Origin of the sequence: Colwellia sp. BRX8-5 (assembly GCF_014077325.1) — a bacterium.
Classification (GTDB): domain Bacteria; phylum Pseudomonadota; class Gammaproteobacteria; order Enterobacterales; family Alteromonadaceae; genus Colwellia_A.
The window spans coordinates 1-18,946 of the sequence record NZ_JACGVR010000010.1 but is presented as its reverse complement, the minus strand read 5'-3'; the positions used below and the strand labels follow the sequence as shown (position 1 = coordinate 18,946).

General features: G+C 39.2%; 14 protein-coding genes. 11 read left to right on the top strand and 3 right to left on the bottom strand.

What is annotated here, in order from left to right; all coding sequences use genetic code 11:
- Positions 1-31 precede the first annotated feature (31 nt).
- The gene (locus tag H4J62_RS08850) at positions 32-2,527 is read right to left on the bottom strand and encodes a S8 family serine peptidase (protein WP_182214015.1); all 2,496 of its coding nucleotides are present in this window, start codon (positions 2,525-2,527) and stop codon (positions 32-34) included.
- A 765-nt stretch (positions 2,528-3,292) separates the two neighbouring features.
- On the opposite strand from H4J62_RS08850, the gene H4J62_RS08845 reads away from it, so the two are divergent.
- Genes H4J62_RS08845 through H4J62_RS08830 form a run of 4 tightly spaced genes read left to right on the top strand, consistent with a single transcriptional unit; the run spans position 3,293 to position 6,421 of the window.
- Positions 3,293-4,747, top strand: a complete 1,455-nt coding sequence (locus H4J62_RS08845) for a curlin (RefSeq protein ID WP_182214013.1) — start codon at positions 3,293-3,295, stop codon at positions 4,745-4,747.
- Between the two features lie 46 nt (positions 4,748-4,793).
- Entirely contained in the window at positions 4,794-5,198 is a 405-nt protein-coding gene (locus tag H4J62_RS08840; protein WP_259364969.1) for a curli production assembly/transport protein CsgE, read from the top strand.
- Positions 5,199-5,215: 17 nt separating this feature from the next.
- Complete coding sequence (locus tag H4J62_RS08835) at positions 5,216-5,632, top strand: curli assembly protein CsgF (protein ID WP_182214011.1); 417 nt, start codon at positions 5,216-5,218, stop codon at positions 5,630-5,632.
- Between the two features lie 3 nt (positions 5,633-5,635).
- Entirely contained in the window at positions 5,636-6,421 is a 786-nt protein-coding gene (locus H4J62_RS08830; RefSeq protein ID WP_182214008.1) for a CsgG/HfaB family protein, read from the top strand.
- Positions 6,422-6,498: 77 nt separating this feature from the next.
- Here H4J62_RS08830 and H4J62_RS08825 read toward each other — a convergent pair whose 3' ends face one another.
- Entirely contained in the window at positions 6,499-7,203 is a 705-nt protein-coding gene (locus H4J62_RS08825) for a LuxR C-terminal-related transcriptional regulator (protein WP_182214007.1), read from the bottom strand.
- 315 nt (positions 7,204-7,518) lie between these two features.
- On the opposite strand from H4J62_RS08825, the gene H4J62_RS08820 reads away from it, so the two are divergent.
- The 3 genes from H4J62_RS08820 to H4J62_RS08810 all read left to right on the top strand — a co-directional run bounded on the left by H4J62_RS08820 (position 7,519) and on the right by H4J62_RS08810 (position 9,572).
- A complete protein-coding gene (locus tag H4J62_RS08820) occupies positions 7,519-8,085 on the top strand; it encodes an elongation factor P hydroxylase (protein ID WP_182214005.1) in 567 nt (188 codons plus the stop codon).
- The gene (locus tag H4J62_RS08815; protein ID WP_182214003.1) at positions 8,078-9,214 is read left to right on the top strand and encodes an ATP-NAD kinase family protein; all 1,137 of its coding nucleotides are present in this window, start codon (positions 8,078-8,080) and stop codon (positions 9,212-9,214) included. Before H4J62_RS08820 ends, H4J62_RS08815 begins: the two co-directional genes overlap by 8 nt.
- 64 nt (positions 9,215-9,278) lie before the next feature.
- Positions 9,279-9,572: a YfcL family protein gene (locus tag H4J62_RS08810; protein WP_182214002.1), complete on the top strand. Its 294-nt coding sequence runs from the start codon at positions 9,279-9,281 to the stop codon at positions 9,570-9,572.
- A 22-nt stretch (positions 9,573-9,594) separates the two neighbouring features.
- Here the strand turns inward: H4J62_RS08810 and mnmC are convergent, their stop codons facing one another.
- The gene (gene mnmC / locus H4J62_RS08805) at positions 9,595-10,887 is read right to left on the bottom strand and encodes an FAD-dependent 5-carboxymethylaminomethyl-2-thiouridine(34) oxidoreductase MnmC (RefSeq protein ID WP_182214000.1); all 1,293 of its coding nucleotides are present in this window, start codon (positions 10,885-10,887) and stop codon (positions 9,595-9,597) included.
- Between the two features lie 176 nt (positions 10,888-11,063).
- Between mnmC and fabB the strand changes: the two genes are divergently transcribed.
- The 4 genes from fabB (at position 11,064) to H4J62_RS08785 (ending at position 18,682) form a co-directional block, all read left to right on the top strand.
- Positions 11,064-12,275 carry a beta-ketoacyl-ACP synthase I gene (gene fabB, locus H4J62_RS08800; protein ID WP_070374288.1) on the top strand — a complete coding sequence of 404 codons (1,212 nt, stop codon included), beginning with the start codon at positions 11,064-11,066 and terminating at the stop codon, positions 12,273-12,275.
- Positions 12,276-12,478: 203 nt separating this feature from the next.
- Positions 12,479-13,612: a 4-phosphoerythronate dehydrogenase gene (locus tag H4J62_RS08795; protein ID WP_182213998.1), complete on the top strand. Its 1,134-nt coding sequence runs from the start codon at positions 12,479-12,481 to the stop codon at positions 13,610-13,612.
- A 50-nt stretch (positions 13,613-13,662) separates the two neighbouring features.
- Positions 13,663-14,682: an aspartate-semialdehyde dehydrogenase gene (locus H4J62_RS08790; protein ID WP_070374286.1), complete on the top strand. Its 1,020-nt coding sequence runs from the start codon at positions 13,663-13,665 to the stop codon at positions 14,680-14,682.
- 241 nt (positions 14,683-14,923) lie between these two features.
- A complete protein-coding gene (locus tag H4J62_RS08785; protein WP_182231333.1) occupies positions 14,924-18,682 on the top strand; it encodes a FimV/HubP family polar landmark protein in 3,759 nt (1,252 codons plus the stop codon).
- Positions 18,683-18,946: the final 264 nt, after the last annotated feature.

Here is an 18,946-nt window from a genome sequence, read left to right as displayed (position 1 = left end):
TATTGCCTGGTCATCTTCTGTTAAATGAAGCTTAGAAGTTAACGGTTACTTCATTTGAACATGCTGTTGATGCGTCACAAATTTGATACACGAATTGGCTACCTGTTGTGCGACGTTCACGGTCACGGTAAATACCCGCATTTTCTACCGTATCAATTTTTACACCATTACGGAAAATATCTACACTATCTGCTGAAGTACCTTCCCAAGTAATATCAACACGTAAGCGACCTAAACGAGACTTGTATGCACGTTTAACCGCGGCTTCAATACTTACTGATGAAACAGTGACCAGCATATTTTCTGTAGTGTTTAAACCTTCGCTATCTGTAACGGTAAGTGTAACTTCATAGTTACCCGTTGCAGCGAAAGTATGTACAGGGTTTTGTGCGCTCGATATAGCACCGTCGCCGAAGCTCCAATCCCAGCTAACCATATCGTCATTTCTATCAGTGCTGCTATCCGTAAACGTAGCGGTTAGACCGTCTGCTTGATAAGTAAAGCTCGCTTGTGGTGCGCTAGGAAGTGTTTCACCAATACCAGTAATAGTCAGTGCCCAGTTGTTTAATGTGCCGGTATCTGCCGCTGCATTATCAGCAACACTTAATATCCAGTCACCCGTGGCTACTTCGCCGTTGAAAGCTGAAGAGCTAAAGGTACTATCAATGTTATCGTCGCCGCCACCTGATGCACTGTGCAGTGGTGCCGTAGTCCCTGAAGGAGATGTTAACATGACGGTTAAGTCGCCAATCCACGTATGAGTAATATTTACATAAATATCAGAAGCAAAAACGGTAAGTTCATCTGCAACATTAATGGTTGAAGAAATACCTTCTGAATTGTTATCAGGAATACTAATAACCTCATCATTCGTGTAAGTAAACTCGTTCAACCCTTGTGGATTAACCATTAAGCGAACAGTAGATGCTTTAACTAAATCATCACTTGTTCCCGTTACCACAAAAGTATATTCACCCCATTGTGTTTCCGCTGTTGTTGGTACACTCAGTTCAAATGTTGCACCTGGCGTTGCAGTATCTGTTGATAATGTTGCACCAGCAAGTGAGCCATCTAAAGTTAAGCTAACTTCACCGTTCCAATCGGCAACAGAACCAACATTAAAGCTGTAAGTTGCTGTTTCGCCAGCTTCAATAGTGTTTGAACCTGGTGTTGCTGCAAGCGTAAAACCAGGTGTTGGATCCGCATCGTTTAGTGCATTATTAACGTTCAAGCGTTTTCCTGATACTGTTTTACCTGCAAGTGCAGCGTTATCATCACCAGAGCTCATTAAGAGTGCTTTCATTTCAATCGCACTCAGTTCAGGATTTACTGACCAGGCTAATGCTGCCGCACCGGTAACATGTGGCGTCGCCATCGAAGTGCCTGAATATGATGCGTAGCCACCACCGGGTACTGTTGATAAAATATCAGAGCCTGGAGCACCTAAATCAACAGTGGTTAAGCCCCACTGTGAAAAACTAGACATACTATCAGTACGCGTTGTACTTGCTACGGCTAAGACTGAATCATGCGGGTAGCCAGAAGGATAGCTGCTTTGCGCATCGTTGTCGTATGCATCGTTACCTGCGGCGGCAACAAACAAGATGTTAGCTTCTTCAGACGAAGTAATTGCATCAGAAAGTGCTTGGCTAAATCCGCCTCCGCCCCAACTGTTATTAGTAGCACGTACGTTTATGCCATTATTTTTTAAATCAACGAAGTAATCAATACAGGTTAATGCGTCAGAAAGGCTACCAGAACCCGATGCACTAAGGAATTTACAACCTATAATAGATACATTGTGGTTAACACCAACTACACCTAGCCCATTGTTGCCTGTTGCTCCAATCGTACCTGAAACATGACTACCATGACCTGCGTCATCCATAGGATCACCCACACCGGTAATCGCATTGATACCATGCATATCATCGATAAAACCATTGCCATCGTTATCAATACCGTCACCCGATATTTCTGCAGGGTTAGTCCAGACATTCGCCATTAAATCAGGGTGTGTATGATCAACACCGGTATCAATAACACCAATGATCACATCATGACTACCCGTAGATATATCCCATGCTTCAGGAGCATCGATATCTGCATCGGCAACACCACCACCTTGACCGGTATTATTCATGCCCCAAAGGTCAGCGAAGCTACTATCGTCAGGTGTTACGCTTGCATGAACAATATAATCAGGTTCAGCATATAAGACAGCTGGGTTTTTACGGAGTTTTTCAAGTGCACTTTTGACTGAAATATTATCAAGGGTAAATTTCGCGATACGGCCTTTTTTCAAGTTGCGATATTTATCATCAATTTCGTCATTGTTTAAATCAGAAATTTTAGCTCGCACTATGCTGCGGGCAGCACGACGGTCAAATTTAGATGCGCTATCTTTATAGACAACAATCACTGAGTCTGATTTATAAGTAAGACCTTCTTTCGAGCTAAGGTCTAGTGATGCATTAGCGAACAAAGGCAGTAACGCCAATGTTAAAGCTGATAATTTTGCTTTCATGTTTTGCTCCATGTTTATTTTTAATCGTTAATTAAATTATGTGTAGCCTACAGATAATTATTAGGCTGAATTCCTTTCTTTCTAAATATTTCTAGCTATGGGTTTACGCAACCTTATTACTTTAATCATAAAAATAGAGGTGTGACTATTAAAATGTAACAAACACGACTTTTTCATTACTTTAGCTAGATTTTTTTGAGATTTTTTACGACTTTTTTACTACTTTTTCTGTATTTAATCTGAGAAGTTATTAACTAGTCCTTTTTTGTTAGTACTTATGTTTTAACAAAGTTTTAACGTATATTTAACCTGGGGTTGTTGTTTATCTTATTGTTTTTTAATGTTTTTATTGGAATGGTAAAATAGGGTGATATATATTTGTTACTAAACAACGTACAGTTTTTAATGCAACGAAGTAAAACGAATAGAGTTTTTGTTTGGGTTTCTTATGGTTTTAATTAGAAACGTATTCAAAGTGCTTATTTACCATTTTTTATCGTTTTAAACGCTAAGGTGATATTTATCAAATTAGCGATTATGTCAATAAGCCAGGCTGGTTAAATACTGTAAGGTATATAACTTTTTTTAGGGTTAACTTATTGAAATTAAGTTTAAAATTATTATTTTGGTACTGTTCGTTATTATTGTTAAACAGTTATGGGAATACAAAACGCCAATACAGGTAAGACAACAAGCTTCTTATCCATTAAAAACATTGTGAGTAAATTGTGTACTCAAATAAAAAATAAAAAATAGGGATATATTTTGAAACTTAATAAATCATTAATCACTTGCGCCATTGTTATGGCACTAGGTTTAAATCAAACGGCTTTTGCCGGTGAAGATACCAAGGAAGTTACAAGTACGGTTGTTATTCAATCCGATCTGATGGTCAATGCTCTAGGGAATGTGATTATGTTGTCACAAAGCTCTACGGTAGGTACTGATTTAGGTAATGAAACGACTATTTTTCAAGAGGGTGATGTCAATGGTACTGGCTTTACTGTGATCGGTGAAGGCAACATCGCAGAGATCATGCAAATAGGCGCCGAGAACTTAGCTGTTGGTACCTTTATTGGTAACAATAATGAACTGTACGTTGATCAAGATGGTGATATCAACGAAACAGAAAATAACGTTACTGGTGATAATAACCTTGTTGAAGTAAGTCAGCTGGGCGCTGGTTATTTGGGTATTGGTAATCGTGTTGTTAATGAGGTTGTGGGTGACGGCAACGAAATCACTGTAGATCAAGGTGACGGCGGTCATTGGGCTATCAATAGTGAACTAACCGGAGCCGATAACACTATCGATATTGTCCAAGATGGCGAATGGAATGAAACTTACCTCACCACTATTACCGGTGACAGCAATACTGTTGAAAGCACTCAAGATGGTTATTGGAATGTGACAAGGGTATCAGCGATTGAAGGTGATGCAAACGAACTTGAAATAGAGCAAGACGGCGCTCGAAACCAGGTTACTATCGCATCAGTTGCTGGTGATGAAAACGAAATTGCTATCGATCAAGAAGGTGATAACAATATCGCTGAGTCAGGACTTTATATCGGTAATGCTAACACCACTGACATCATGCAAAACGGTGATGGAAATACGGCTAGCTTTGATGTTATTGGTGATGAAAACGACTTTAACTATATACAAGTAGGCGATAGTAACAGCAGCTATATTGGCGCTATTGGTACTAATAATGAATACACTTCTGTTCAAGTGGGTAACTTAAATGAAAGCCACGTTGTTAACTTTAATGGTAATAACAATAACATTGACGTGATGCAATCTGGCGACGAAAATGTTGCTGTTTTAGAAGCTTCAGCTGATGATAATGTCTTGACCACAAGCGAAAATGAAATTTCAATCGCTCAAACGGGTTTTGCTAATGACGCGGTAGTGGTGTTAAGTACTATTCTTAGTAGTAATGCGAATACCATAGATATTGCTCAAAACGGCGAATTAAACTCATTAGATATTCTAGTTGAAGGCAGTAACCACGAAATTGGTATCGAACAAATAGGTGATGAAAACTTAATCTATGGAACTGATGGCGGCGCTATGCTTATTGGCGGCGACAATATTGCATTTAACATAAGCCAAGTGGGTAATGGCAACGTTGTTGAGGGCTCTTTTATTAGTGATTCTGGCGTAGTTTCTATCACGCAAATGGGTGATTGGAATTCTGCGGTCATTGTACAGCAGTAATGACTTGTTAATCTAAATTTGGATAAGGGGCCACAGGCCCCTTTTTATGTCTCTTAATATGCTTAAATATATATCTTTAATCTTGATCATCCTTTTATCGTTATTTTCGCCTTCTAGCCATGCGTCTAGTGAAGTCGAAATAGGGGGGTTACTCCTTGATAATACCAAGAGTCGTTTAGGACATGATTTTTACTTTAAATTTAGTCAGTTATGGCATGACGTACCAAACACGCAAGGTATAAATGTTCAAATAATAGAACAAATTGTACCCAGAGCAGGCACTAAGCTTAGTTTAGTGCTTAACCGTCGTATTATTTATGTCACTTACTTTGGGCGACGCCAAACACCGGTCAAAGAAAAAGTAGAGCAAGCGATATTTATATTAATCGATGCAATGTCGAAGCCTCAATATAGTCGAAATAATATTGATATGGCTGGGAATGGTTTTTAGTCATAAGGAAAGTAGCCATGAAAAAATTAATATTAGCTTTAGCGATTCACCTTAGCTTAAGCGCTTACGCAATGAGCTCAGAATTAGTTTATACACCCATTAATCCAAGCTTTGGTGGTAGTGCATTAAACGGCAGCTTTTTGTTAAGTAAAGCACAAGCACAAAATAAACATAAAGCCGAGCAGAGTAAAAAAAGCTTTGAAGAAAAAGTATCAGATGCTATTGAACGGGCAACAATTAGCGATATTGTCAGTCAATATAAAGACACTGTTTTAGGTGAAAGTGCGGTATTTAACAATGAAGGCGACACCACTTTTTTTAGTGGCGATTATCAAATTGATATTTTATCTGCTAACAGTGACAGCATAACTATCGAAATTACTGATTTATTAACAGGTAAAGTAACCATAATTGAAATACCGAAGTTTGGATAAGCAATGAAAAAAATTATAATCGTGACCCTAGTTGGTCTGTTATCGGCCTGTAGTGTATTGGATTCAGCGAGTAATTTATTTCCTCCTAAGCAGTCATTAGCAACAAAAATGATGCCGTTAGAAAGTTTTAAAGAACTAAAGGCTTTACCTAAACCTAAAGGACCAATAGCCGTTTCAGTGTATGCTTATCGAGACCAAACAGGACAATACAAACCGCAAGCTAATGTCAGTTCATTCTCTACTGCGGTAACTCAAGGCGCTACCTCTATTTTGATGCAGGCGTTAAGTGACTCTGATTGGTTTTTACCGGTAGAGCGTGAAGGTTTACAAAATGTATTAACTGAACGAAAAATTACCCGCGCAGCTAATCAAGCAAACAAAGCGACAGAAAATATAGAATTACCCCCATTGACCACCGCTAAAATACTGCTTGAAGGCGGTATTATCAGTTATGACTCCAATACTAAAACCGGAGGCTTTGGTGCTGAATATTTTGGCATTGGTGCTTCAGAGCTATATCGTGAAGATCAGATCACCGTTTATATGCGTGCGGTTGATGTGCGCACTGGGCAAGTGCTTGTGTCGGTATCTACCAGTAAAAAAGTCCTGAGCCAAGAAGTACGCGCTGGATTTTTCCGTTATATCAGTTTTAAACGTTTAGCTGAAATGGAAGGCGGTTATAGTGATAACGAACCTATGCATGTTTGTGTGCAACAAGCGATTGAAAAAGCGATCACTGAATTAGTCATTAAAGGCATCGCACGAAATGTATGGCGTGCTGACGTTTAAGCGTTATTCGCAACAACTAAAAGGGCAGTGATTAATCACTGGCCTTTTAGTTTGTATTATATTTAGAGCTGATGATATTAATTCGCAGTAAATAGATAATCCTGTGTCCGACTGATCAGTTCAATACGATTTCTTGATTGGGTTTTTCTAAAAATACTATAAAGGTGCGTTTTTACTGTATTGGGACTAATGTGAAGCTGATCAGCAATTTCTTGATTTTTTGCACCACGAGAAACTAAACCAATGATGGTATTCTCACGTCGTGTCAGGCTGGGTAAGCTTATTGATTGTTGCTGTTGATTTGCAGGGAGTTGATTTAATTTACTCACTTTAACAAGTAACTCACTGAGCGCACTATTCATGGTTTTTCGTTTAAACCATCGCTCATTTTTTTGTAATCTTGTAATACCACGCAAAATAATGTCAATGCGTTCACCTTGATAAAATATCCCAGCAATGCTCGATATCAACAGTTGTTTTTCATCACATAAATTATCGGTAGCATTAAAAAAAACAACCCGTACTCTAGAGGTAAGTTGCTGTATTTCCATTGGAATATTATCTGTCAAAATATAGAATTGTAAATCAATAAAAATCAAATCAAAAACTGTTATTAGCTCATTATTAGGTAAGGTTTCTGCTAACGTGATATCAATACCACAGGTTTTAACTAGGTCGGTAAACTGGAGGGTAGAGTGGTGAACTTCATTTTTTGCAATATTACTTACTACACTATTTGTTAAAAAGAAGGCTTTGAGCTTAAGTCCATTTATTGGATCCATAGTTAACTAATTCCCTATCCATGTAATATTCAATCCTTTTTATGCTTATTTAACCGATAAGAAATTACACAGATATCTTGTGTCTACTTAACAATAATTTTGCATTTGTTACATCAACATAACAAATAAAAAGCGCAATGTCGTTATAAAAGAATAAACATTTATAATTAAAAAATCACCCTTGAAAAGTATCCAATTACCGGCATCTAATTTCATTATCTAAATGCTTTATTTAGCTAAAATAGCCAGTGCAAGCCGAATGACTTTTGGTTAGAATACCTCGTCTATTTTTTACCTATATGCCAGAATATAAAAATGCCAGAACCCTACCAAGATTTAATTCAAATCTTTAATGACACATTTAGTTCCAGCACCAATACTCGTTTGATTAAAGGCGACGACGAGCCTTTGTATAGTCCGGCAAGTAATTCCTGTGACTATCATCAAATTATTTTTGCTCATGGTTTTTATGCCAGTGCTTTACATGAAGTATCACATTGGTGTGTGGCTGGAAAAGCACGTCGGTTATTAGAAGATTTTGGTTATTGGTATATGCCTGACGGTAGAGATGCGGAGCAACAGAAAACATTTGAACGGGTAGAAATTAAACCACAAGCAATTGAGTGGGCTTTTAGTGTGGCAGCAGGGAAAAAATTTAATGTTTCAGCTGACAACCTCAATGGTGCAGCTGCCGATACTATTACTTTTAAAGAAAATGTTTTTCAGCAAGTGCAACAATATTTGCATCATGGGTTTCCTGTTCGCGCTCAAGCATTTATTGACGCACTGGCTAATTTTTATAACGTATCGTTGCCTTTGAATATCACCCAATTTTCTGCCAACGCAACATTTAATCACTCAGAGACTGTTACTCATGTTTAAACTTGGTTTTATTATCAATCCTATTGCTGGCATTGGCGGCAGTGTTGCTTTGAAAGGAAGCGATGGAGATGGCATTGCAGAACAAGCCCTAGCGCTTGGAGCTACCGCAAAAGCAAATCAGCGAGCAAGCTTAGCACTGTCAATACTTCTACCTTATCGAGATGACATTATCGTTTATTGTGCTAATGATCTTATGGGAGAGATGGCCGCTCAGGCACTTGGTTTTAAAACCCAAGTTGTTTTTCAAACCGATAAGCCTGAACATACCACGGCAGAAGACACTGAAAATACTGTAAAAGCCTTGTTAGCAGAGCACGTAGATATATTATTATTTGCTGGTGGTGATGGCACTGCCCGCAATGTTTGTAAAATTGTTGGCGACAAATTTCCTGTGCTAGGTATTCCTGCGGGCTGTAAAATTCACTCAGGTGTCTATGCCGTTACGCCAAAAGCTGCGGGGAGGGTAGTAGAGATGATGCTGACTAATCAGTTAGTTACCCTTACCGAAGCTGATGTTATGGATATCGACGAATCGTTATTTCGAGAAGGTATTGTTAAAGCAAAACGCTATGGCGAAATGCAAATTCCGGCTGAGTTACGCTATGTTCAAGCGGTTAAATCTGGTGGTAAAGAACTTGATGAGCTAGTGCTGCAAGACATTGCTGCTCATGTTATTAATGAAATGGACGATGAGCTTTTTGTGATTGGCTCAGGCTCAACCACAGCTTTTTTAATGGAAGAGTTGGCGCTAGATAATACTTTACTGGGCGTTGATCTGGTTGAACAACAACATTTAATTGCCAGTGATGTAACCGAGCCGCAATTATGGCAAGCGATAACCTTGGCGAAAGCCGATAATAAAACAATTAAGTTGGTGATCACGTTAATTGGTGGACAAGGTCATATATTTGGTCGAGGTAATCAACAGCTCAGTCCACGAGTGGTCCGCGCCATCGGCAAAGATAATATTTTAATTATAGCGACAAAAGCGAAATTAACAGCATTAGCATCAAGACCCTTAATTGCTGATACCGGTGATAGTGATTTAGATATCGAGCTTTCAGGGTATTTACCGGTAATAACAGGATACAATGATCAAGTATTATACCCGGTAGCAAGTCCACAATAATGGGCTTTCAATCTATGTTTACAACTAATCATAAATTTTTTAAAACTTAACAGTAAGTAGAATTATGTCAATTGAAGAAAAAAAATCGTTTGAAAATATTGCTGCCCTTTATCTATATTTAGATAACTTATTTGATAAAGATAACAGTGATGACCAATTATTTGCCAGCAGCTATTTACGCGGCTTTATCAGTTTATCTGTTATTGAATTTGGTGATGAGTCGCAAGCACTCTCTCAAGAACTTGCGCTAAGTATCGATGAAAAATTGCAAGCAGCCCGAACCGAATTGAGCCCGCAAGATAGAAAAATAGTACAAGACTATTGGCTAGATCTTAAACAATCATTTGTATCGGTTTAGTCATAACAGCCTTTATTAAAGACTATAAATATTTACGGCGAATAATATCGCGAATAACAAACCTGTTGGGTGATAAGTTGAAAAGTTCTTGTCTGCCAACAGGATATTCGCCACCCGTTAAATCAGTAGTCAAAATATCGGCTAATAGCGGCGCTGTACATAAGCCCCTAGCACCCAAGCCGGTAAGTACGTATAGATTTTTAATCACAGGTGCAGGTTCTTGATAACGCCAGTTTTTATCTTTTGCTAAATGGGCATAGCTGCTTTTATGCTGGGCTATATCAGGCATAGCGCCCACAACGGGTAAGTGATCTGGTGTCATACAGCGTAAACGAGCTTTACTCGAGGTAACGTCTTGTTCGCGCCATGATACTAATTTAGGCAGGCACTTTTCTAACATGGTTAAATTATATTGATCGCCAGCATCTGTTGCCACAATATCGAAACTGTCCTTTTCAAATGTCGCGCCGATGCAATGTTGTTGCTGGTGTGCAGGTGTTAGATAACCTTTGTGGCAAATAACGGTAGATAAGTTTTTGATCTGCTCGTTCGTTGCCATATTCGTTATTTGACCACGCACAGAACTCAGTGGTAATTCATCAATAATATTGAGTTTAATAGATTCAGCACCGCCGCAAAAAATAACAACTTTTTCATTTATTATGCCTTTGCTTGTTGTTAGCTGCCAACTCTTGTCGTCTTGCTGGTTAAGTGCGGTAATGTTTACTTGATTTTTTATCGACAACTGCTGAGTTTGCTGTGCTGCATTAAATAGCTGTTGAACTAATTCACCGGGCGCTATCCAGCCAGCGCTGGGCATAAACAACCCCCCGTGTTCAAGTGTAATACCGGCTAATAGTGATGCTTGCTCTGCATTTATACTGGTAATTAATTCTTTTGACCAAGGGGTGGTTTGCTCGAAAAATTTTTGTCTTTTTTCTAAAGCTGTTTTGTAGGAAATTTCAAGTAAGCCACACCAATCATGACTAAAAACAAACCCTTTGCTATGTAAGTCTTTATAGCATTTTAGTGCATGCCAAAATGCCTGTTGGTAAAACAAGCTAATGTCATCAACTTGTTGATGAATAAGTGGAAATAACGCACCGACATGATTACTCGAAGCGCCTTGGGCAATTTCTTTATCTTTACAATAAAGTGTTACTTTTATATTTTTTTGAGTCAATGCATAAGCAACACAGGCAGCAGCAATGCCACCACCAATAATGGCAACACTTTCGGGTTGCTTAATAATGGGTCTAATTTGATAGCCTTTTCTTTCAAGCGGCGTATTTAAATTTTTTTGTTGTTTAATCACAAGTATTTATTAAATCCATTGGTTTTCAAGCGCTAAAGATAGTATTTTAACGTGAATTAAATGTGTCTGTCATAAAATTGTAAAAACCAGTGTACACGTGTACACTGAGCAGACCAGTTTGTGGGCAAATTTCTGTATGATATGCCTGATTTTTCAATTTTTAAATGGTTATTCAAATGAAACGTGTAGTGATCACCGGATTAGGCATTGTATCGAGTATCGGTAACAATGCGGAAGAAGTTTTATCATCTCTTAAAGCAGGCCGTTCAGGTATTAGTAAATCTGAAAGCTTTGCAGAAGCTGGTTTAAAAAGTCATGTTTGGGGTAAGCCCACGATTGAGCCTAAAGATCATATTGATCGCAAAGCATTTCGTTTTATGGGTGATGCAGCAGGTTATGCTTACATCGCTATGGAACAAGCCATTAATGATGCCAAACTAACTGAAGACCAAGTATCAAATGTTCGTACCGGTATTGTTGCTGGCTCAGGCGGCGCGTCTTCAGAAAATATTGTTATTACCACGGATACACTCCGTAATCGCGGTATTCGCCGTGTTGGCCCTTATGCTGTGCCTAAAACTATGGGCAGTACCGTTTCAGCTTGTTTAGCAACACCTTTTAAAATTAAAGGTGTTAACTATTCAATCAGCTCTGCGTGTGCAACGAGTGCACACTGTATTGGTAACGCCATGGAACTTATTCAACTGGGCAAGCAAGACATTGTTTTTGCTGGCGGTGGTGAAGAAGTTCATTGGTCTCTAGCGATGATGTTTGACGGTATGGGCGCTTTATCTGCGGGTCGTAATGATACGCCAGAACTTGCTTCACGTACTTATGACGCTGACCGTGACGGTTTCGTTATTTCAGGCGGCGGCGGTATGGTTGTTGTTGAAGAACTTGAACACGCTTTGGCTCGTGGTGCACATATCTATGCTGAAATTGTTGGCTATGGCGCAACTTCTGACGGTTACGATATGGTCGCTCCAAGTGGTGAAGGCGCAGTACGTTGTATGCAACAAGCCATGCAAGGTGTTGAAGGCAAAGTTGATTATTTAAATACTCACGGTACTTCTACACCTGTTGGTGATGTTAAAGAGCTTGGCGCAATTCAAGAATTGTTTGGTAAAGATTCACCGGCAATTAGTGCAACCAAAGCAATGACGGGTCATGCACTCGGCGCGGCGGGTGTTCATGAAGCTATTTATTCATTACTAATGATGGAAAACAGTTTTGTTGCTCCATCTATCAATGTTGATAACTTAGATGAAAAAGCGCAAGGCCTAGATATTGTTACTGAAAAACGTGATGTTGAACTTAATTTGATTATGTCTAACAGCTTTGGCTTTGGTGGCACTAACGCTACTTTAGTGATGAAAAAATATAAATAATGACAAACAACGATACCTTGTCATTTAGTGTTTAACTAAATCAGAAATACGCTTTGAATATAATTAACCGCGTTTTTCTGTTTGGTTACATCTAAAAGACTCAGTATTATTTTGTTATTTAAAAAGCCACTTTATAGTGGCTTTTTTGCATTTAAGATACAATAACCCTCATCAGATCAATAATGACTTTAGGTTTATAAACCATGAAGATTTTTTACGATGAAAACATGCCTTTTGCTGAAGAGTTCTTTGGCGACCTAGGTGAATTACACCCATTTGTTGGTCGTGAGTTAACCGCTCAACAGGTCAAAAGTGCGGATGTTTTATTAGTGCGCTCGATTACTAAGGTTAACCAAGCGCTATTAGCAAGCAATTCAACTTGTCAGTTTGTTGGTACGGCAACAATCGGTGTTGACCATATTGATCAGAGCTATTTAACTGAACGGGGCATTACTTTTACCGCAGCGCCAGGCTGTAACGCTATTTCTGTTGCAGAATATGTGATCAGTGCCTTGGTTGTCTTAGCCGAACGTTACTTAATTGATTTGTTCTCGTTAACCGTAGGTATTGTTGGTGGGGGTAATACCGGTACTCGTTTAAGTGAAAAATTATCGGCACTGGGTATTAAGTATTTAATTTGCGATCCACTACTCGCCGCAAAACAGACAAATAATACTAAAGACCAACGCCATTACTCATCACTTGATGATGTTTTAGCTTGTGATGTCATTTCACTGCATGTTCCCATCATTGAAAATGGCGAACAGCCAACTTTTCACTTACTCAATGAAAAACGTTTAAAGCAACTGCACGAAAAGCAAATTCTTATTAACGCCTGTCGCGGTGAAGTTATCGATAATAAATCGTTACTGGCGCTTAAAAAACAAGGGCATGGTTTGAAAGTTGTTTTAGATGTTTGGGAAAATGAACCTAATATATTACATGAACTTATTGCCTACACTGAAATATCTTCTGCGCACATTGCAGGTTATAGCTTAGAAGGAAAAGCACGTGGTACAGAAATGCTCTATCAGGCATTATGTCAACAACTGAATATACCGATAGAAAAGCACCTAAGTGATTTTTTACCACGCGCCTCAATAACCGAAGTTGAAATTAATCAACCGTTCGAGCAAATACTACTAAACCAGCTCGTAAAAATGGTTTACGATGTACGTCGTGATGATGGAATTTTCAGAGAAACAATTTTAAGTCATGGCTTTGACCACATTCGGAAAACTTATCCGGCTCGCAGGGAGTTTTCTGCGGTTAAAGTAAGCATGACAAATCAAGCCAAGAGTGATGTGCCACATCATCTTGGTTTTCTTAAAAAGTAACTTATTTAACGTATATAAAGTACTAATCTTCAAAGCAAAGAGAGAGTGACATGGCACAGAAATTTGATGTCTGCGTATTAGGCGCTACAGGTTTGGTGGGTAAAACCATCATTGAAATATTAGAAGAACGTGATTTTCCAATCAATAAATTATACCCGTTGGCGAGTGCTCGTTCAGCAGGTGAATTTATTGACTTTAATGGTCAAAGTATTGAAGTACTCGATGCTGACCATTTTGATTTTAGTCAAGCGCAAATTGGCTTTTTCTCTGCGGGTGGCTCAATTTCAGCTAAGTTTGCTCCTATTGCTGGTGAAGCAGGGTGTATTGTTATAGACAATACTTCTGAGTTTAGATACGACGCAGATATTCCGCTAATCGTTCCTGAAGTTAACCCAAGTGCATTAGCTGATTATAGAAACCGTAATATTATTGCTAACCCTAATTGTTCAACTATTCAAATGATGGTCGCGCTAAAACCTATCTATGATGCTGTTGGTATTAATCGTATTAATGTTTCTACTTATCAATCAGTTTCTGGTGGTGGTAAAGCAGCAATGGACGAATTAGCTAAGCAGACTGCAGACTTGTTAAGCGGAAAACCTGTTGAGACTAAACATTTTCCTCGTCAAATCGCTTTTAATGTTATCCCGCAAATTGATGTCTTTATGGATAATGGTTATACCAAAGAAGAAATGAAAATGGTCTGGGAAACGAAAAAAATTCTAGGCGATGAAAACGTTCTTGTTAATCCAACCGCGGTTCGTGTGCCGGTATTCTTTGGTCACGGTGAAGCCTTACATATTGAAACGGGATCACCGATTTCAGCAGAAGAAGTTAAAGATTTGCTTGAGCAAGCTGAAGGTATTGTTGTTTGTCGTAATGACGAAGACTTTCCAACACAGATAGGCGATGCAAGCGGAAAAGATGCCACTTATGTTGGTCGTATTCGTGAAGATATTAGTCATAGTTGTGGGATCAATATGTGGGTTGTTGCTGACAATGTACGTAAAGGTGCGGCAACAAACAGTGTACAAATTGCTGAATTATTGGTTAAAGACTACCTTTCATAACATCCCTTTAATAAATGAGTTAGCGTTAAAGTTGAGTTAACCTTAAGATTTATTAAAGAAAAATCAAAACTCGTCGTTATAGTTAACGACGAGTTTTTTGTTTCATTATTACTAAAAAAATGTGTATTAACTTGCTATGATATAAACAGCAGGTGTAGGGTTGGAATAAAATTTGCTTTACTTTCTCTAGGCTTGAAGTGCCAAACAATTGGCAGTAAATAAAAATAATTAGGAAAACTTGATGCATCGATTATTACGCCTGTGCCTGTGGCAGGTAATATTTATAAGCATTACCACGTATAGTGTTTCTTTGTTCGCCTTTGAAGAAGGCGGTATTCGTATTCGGGGCCCCAAGGCGACGGATATGTTTCCGTACGATCAATACGGGCCTATTACCTCAAAAGATACCCTGTGGAACATTGCTTTAAAAGTTCGTCCAGACCCTACTTTGTCTGTTTATCAAGTAATGCAGGCGTTATATCAAAAAAATCCGCAAGCATTTAAAGAAAATAACTTAAACCATCTTAACAATGGCCAGTACTTAAAATTGCCGTCTGTTAGTGAGATGCGTGCCATAAATCCTCTTGCGGCAAAAAGTAAGTCAACCTCTGATGATAAAACATGGCAAAAGAAAGTTGCTAAAACTGTTAAGAAAAAAATTGTTCCTCCTGCTGAACTTGCCATTAAAAAGGAAGATTTAGACGCGACTAAAAAAGAAATCAATGCACAGCTTGAAGAAATAAACTCTAAGCAAACCGTTCGTTTAGAAACTATCCAAAATGATGTTTTAGATTCAATTGATGGCTTGCAGGCTATTCTTAAAGAAAATGCAGTTGTTGATGAAAAAATATCAACGGTGAATCAGCAGCTGAATGTTTTTAAAGAAGCTTCAACTATAGAAGATGAAAAACAAAACGCTCAATTAGCACTGATCATGTCACTTCAGCAAGAACTATTGAAAATGGCAGAAGCGAGTGAGCAAGCGTTATTATTAGAGAAGCAAAAAGCTGAACTTGAAAATGAAGGCATAACCTCGCAGCTTTGGTTTCAGATCTTAATGTCAACGCTACCAGCATTTTTTGTCTTGAGTCTTGTATTTTGGTTCTTGCGCCGTCAAAAAGGTGGAGAAACTGAAGCTGTAGCTAAGCCTAAAAAATCAAAAGCTGTTGCTCAAGAAAAAGCCAAACCAGCAGACACAGCTGAAGAACCTCTTGCTGCTTTAGATAACGAACTTTCACTTGATGATGAATTATCGCTTGATGATGAATTATCACTTGATGATGAACTTTCAATGGACCTAGGTGAGGATGAACTTAATTTAGATGATTCATTGTTTGCTGACGACGCAGATGATGGATTAGGTTCATTAGATGATGACGATGATGTTATTCAGTTAGATTATGATCTAGATCACTTGGACGGACTCGATGCTTTAGATGATTTAGAAGTCTTATCACTTGATAGCGACGAGTTAGAAGGTGGTGAGTTAGACCAAAGCGACTTAGATTCCTTACTTTCAGGTCTTGATGACGATGATGACGACGTTCCAGCGGATAAAGACCAAATTAATAACAATGAAAGTAAAGAAGAGCTGCCAGGCGAAGCATTAGAAGGTGGTGAATTAGATCAAGATTTATTGAATGACCTATTAAACGACATTGGCGACGAAGACGACGATAGTGCTTTAGAGGCAATTGAATCTGTACATGAAGAAGCTGCAACAGAACTAACCGACCCAGACGACATCGATGCACTAATGGATTCAATGGCCACCGCAGCGCCAAAACCTGAGCCAGAACCCGTAGACGATGCAGTTGATGATAGTACTGCTGAGCTAACCGACCCCGATGACATCGATGCACTGATGGATTCAATGGCCGCCGCAGCACCAAAACCTGAGCCTGAACCTGAGCCAGTAGAAGATGCTTCTGCTGAGTTAACCGACCCCGATGATATCGATGCACTGATGGATTCAATGGCCGCCGCAGCACCAAAACCTGAGACTGAACCTGAGCCAGTAGAAGATGCTTCTGCTGAGTTAACCGACCCCGATGATATCGACGCACTGATGGATTCAATGGCCGCCGCAGCGCCAAAATCTGAGACTGAACCTGAGCCAGTAGAAGATGCTTCGGCTGAGTTAACCGACCCCGATGATATCGACGCACTGATGGATTCAATGGCCGCCGCAGCGCCAAAATCTGAGCCTGAGCCAGTAGAAGATGCTTCGGCTGAGTTAACCGACCCCGATGATAACGATGCACTGATGGATTCAATGGCCGCCGCAGCGCCAAAATCTGAGCCTGAGCCAGTAGAAGATGCTTCGGCTGAGTTAACCGACCCCGATGATATCGATGCACTGATGGATTCAATGGCCGCCGCAGCGCCAAAACCTGAACCTGAGCCAGTAGAAGATGCTTCGGCTGAGTTAACCGACCCTGATGATATCGATGCACTGATGGATTCAATGGCCGCCGCAGCGCCAAAACCTGAGCCTGAGCCAGTAGAAGATGCTTCGGCTGAGCTAACCGACCCTGATGATATCGATGCACTGATGGATTCAATGGCCACCGCAGCGCCAAAACCTGAGCCTGAGCCAGTAGAAGATGCTTCGGCTGAGCTAACCGACCCCGATGATATCGATGCACTGATGGATTCAATGGCCGCCGCAGCGCCAAAACCAGAGCCTGAGCTAGAACCAGTAGAGGATGCAACTGATAATAGCACTGCAGAGTTAACTGACCCAGACGACATCGACGCACTGATGGATTCAATGGTTAAAGAAAGTGCCGTTGCTGAATTAAATGAACAAGCTGAAAATTTTGAAATATCAGATCCTGATGACATCGACGCCTTGCTAGATTCAATGTCCGCCCCAGAGCAGATGACAAAACCTATCACTGCCGATGATATCATTGATCCTCTTGATGAAATGGCTGCTGATAACTTAGATGAAAATATAGCGTTAACTGACCCTGATGATATTGATAGTTTATTAGGTGATATTCAGGGTGATGAAACTGCAGATGATACTGAGACCACAGAAGATGAAAATAAAGCGCTTATCGATAATTTTACCAATGAATACGTAGCGCCATTTTTATCGGTAGATTTTAGTGAGCTACTTAAAGATGACACCGAAGAATTAGTTGATGATACTCATGCAAGCCATGACGAAAGTATAAACGAAAAAAATAGCAATAAAAACAATGACTTGTCAGATGATTTAGACATAGATGCACTTTTAGCTGAGGTGGCTGAGGGTGACAATTCAAACGCTGATGATTTAGATATTGGTGACGATATACTTATTGATGGACAAGTTAATGAACTAGCGGCAGAAGAAGCAACTGATTATACCGATAGTGATGTATTAGCTGATTTATTAGCCGATGAAAACACCTCTGACGATGATGACAATAGTGAAATTGATGAGATTGAAGCACTCGATAATGTTGACTTTGATGACTTATTGGCAAACATAGAAGAAGAAAATCAGACAACACTTTCAGATGATCTCGACTTTTCAACTGACTTCAATGCTGATGACATTGACTTAGACGCTACTGATACCGATGATGAGATTAACATTGAAGGCGACAGCGAAGATGATTTCGATGTTGACTTAGATGATGTGTTAGATATTGGTGATGACCTCGATAGTGATAATAATTTAAATGTTGATTTTGACAATGATAATGAAGATGATTTTGTCTCTGTTGACTCTTTATTATCAGATAGTTTAAGCGACACAGAAGACGAAGAGCCCTACAATAAAACTGACTTTAATGTCGGGCTTAATGAGTTCCCTGAGTTTTCTGGTGATAACGCCGCCGAAGAAGAAGATGATAACGGTATTGCAGCTAAATTAGATTTGGCGAAAGTTTATATTGAAATAGGAGATAACGAAAACGCCGAAGTAATATTACAAGACGTAGTAGCAAAGGGCGATGCCCAGCAACAATTTGATGCTCAGCAACTACTTGATAATATTAGTTAATCGATAGACGTTATTTTCATTCTATAAAAGCCACTGTTGCGCCTATTTCTATTATATAAAAAAATTTTTTATATAATAGAAATAGGCGCAATAATAGAAAACGCCGAAGTAATATTACAAGATGTAGTAGCAAAGGGCGATGCCCAGCAACAATTTGATGCTCAGCAACTACTTGATAATATTAGTTAATCGATAGACGTTATTTTCATTCTATAAAAGCCACTGTTGTGGCTTTTTTTATATAATAGAAATAGGCGCAATAAT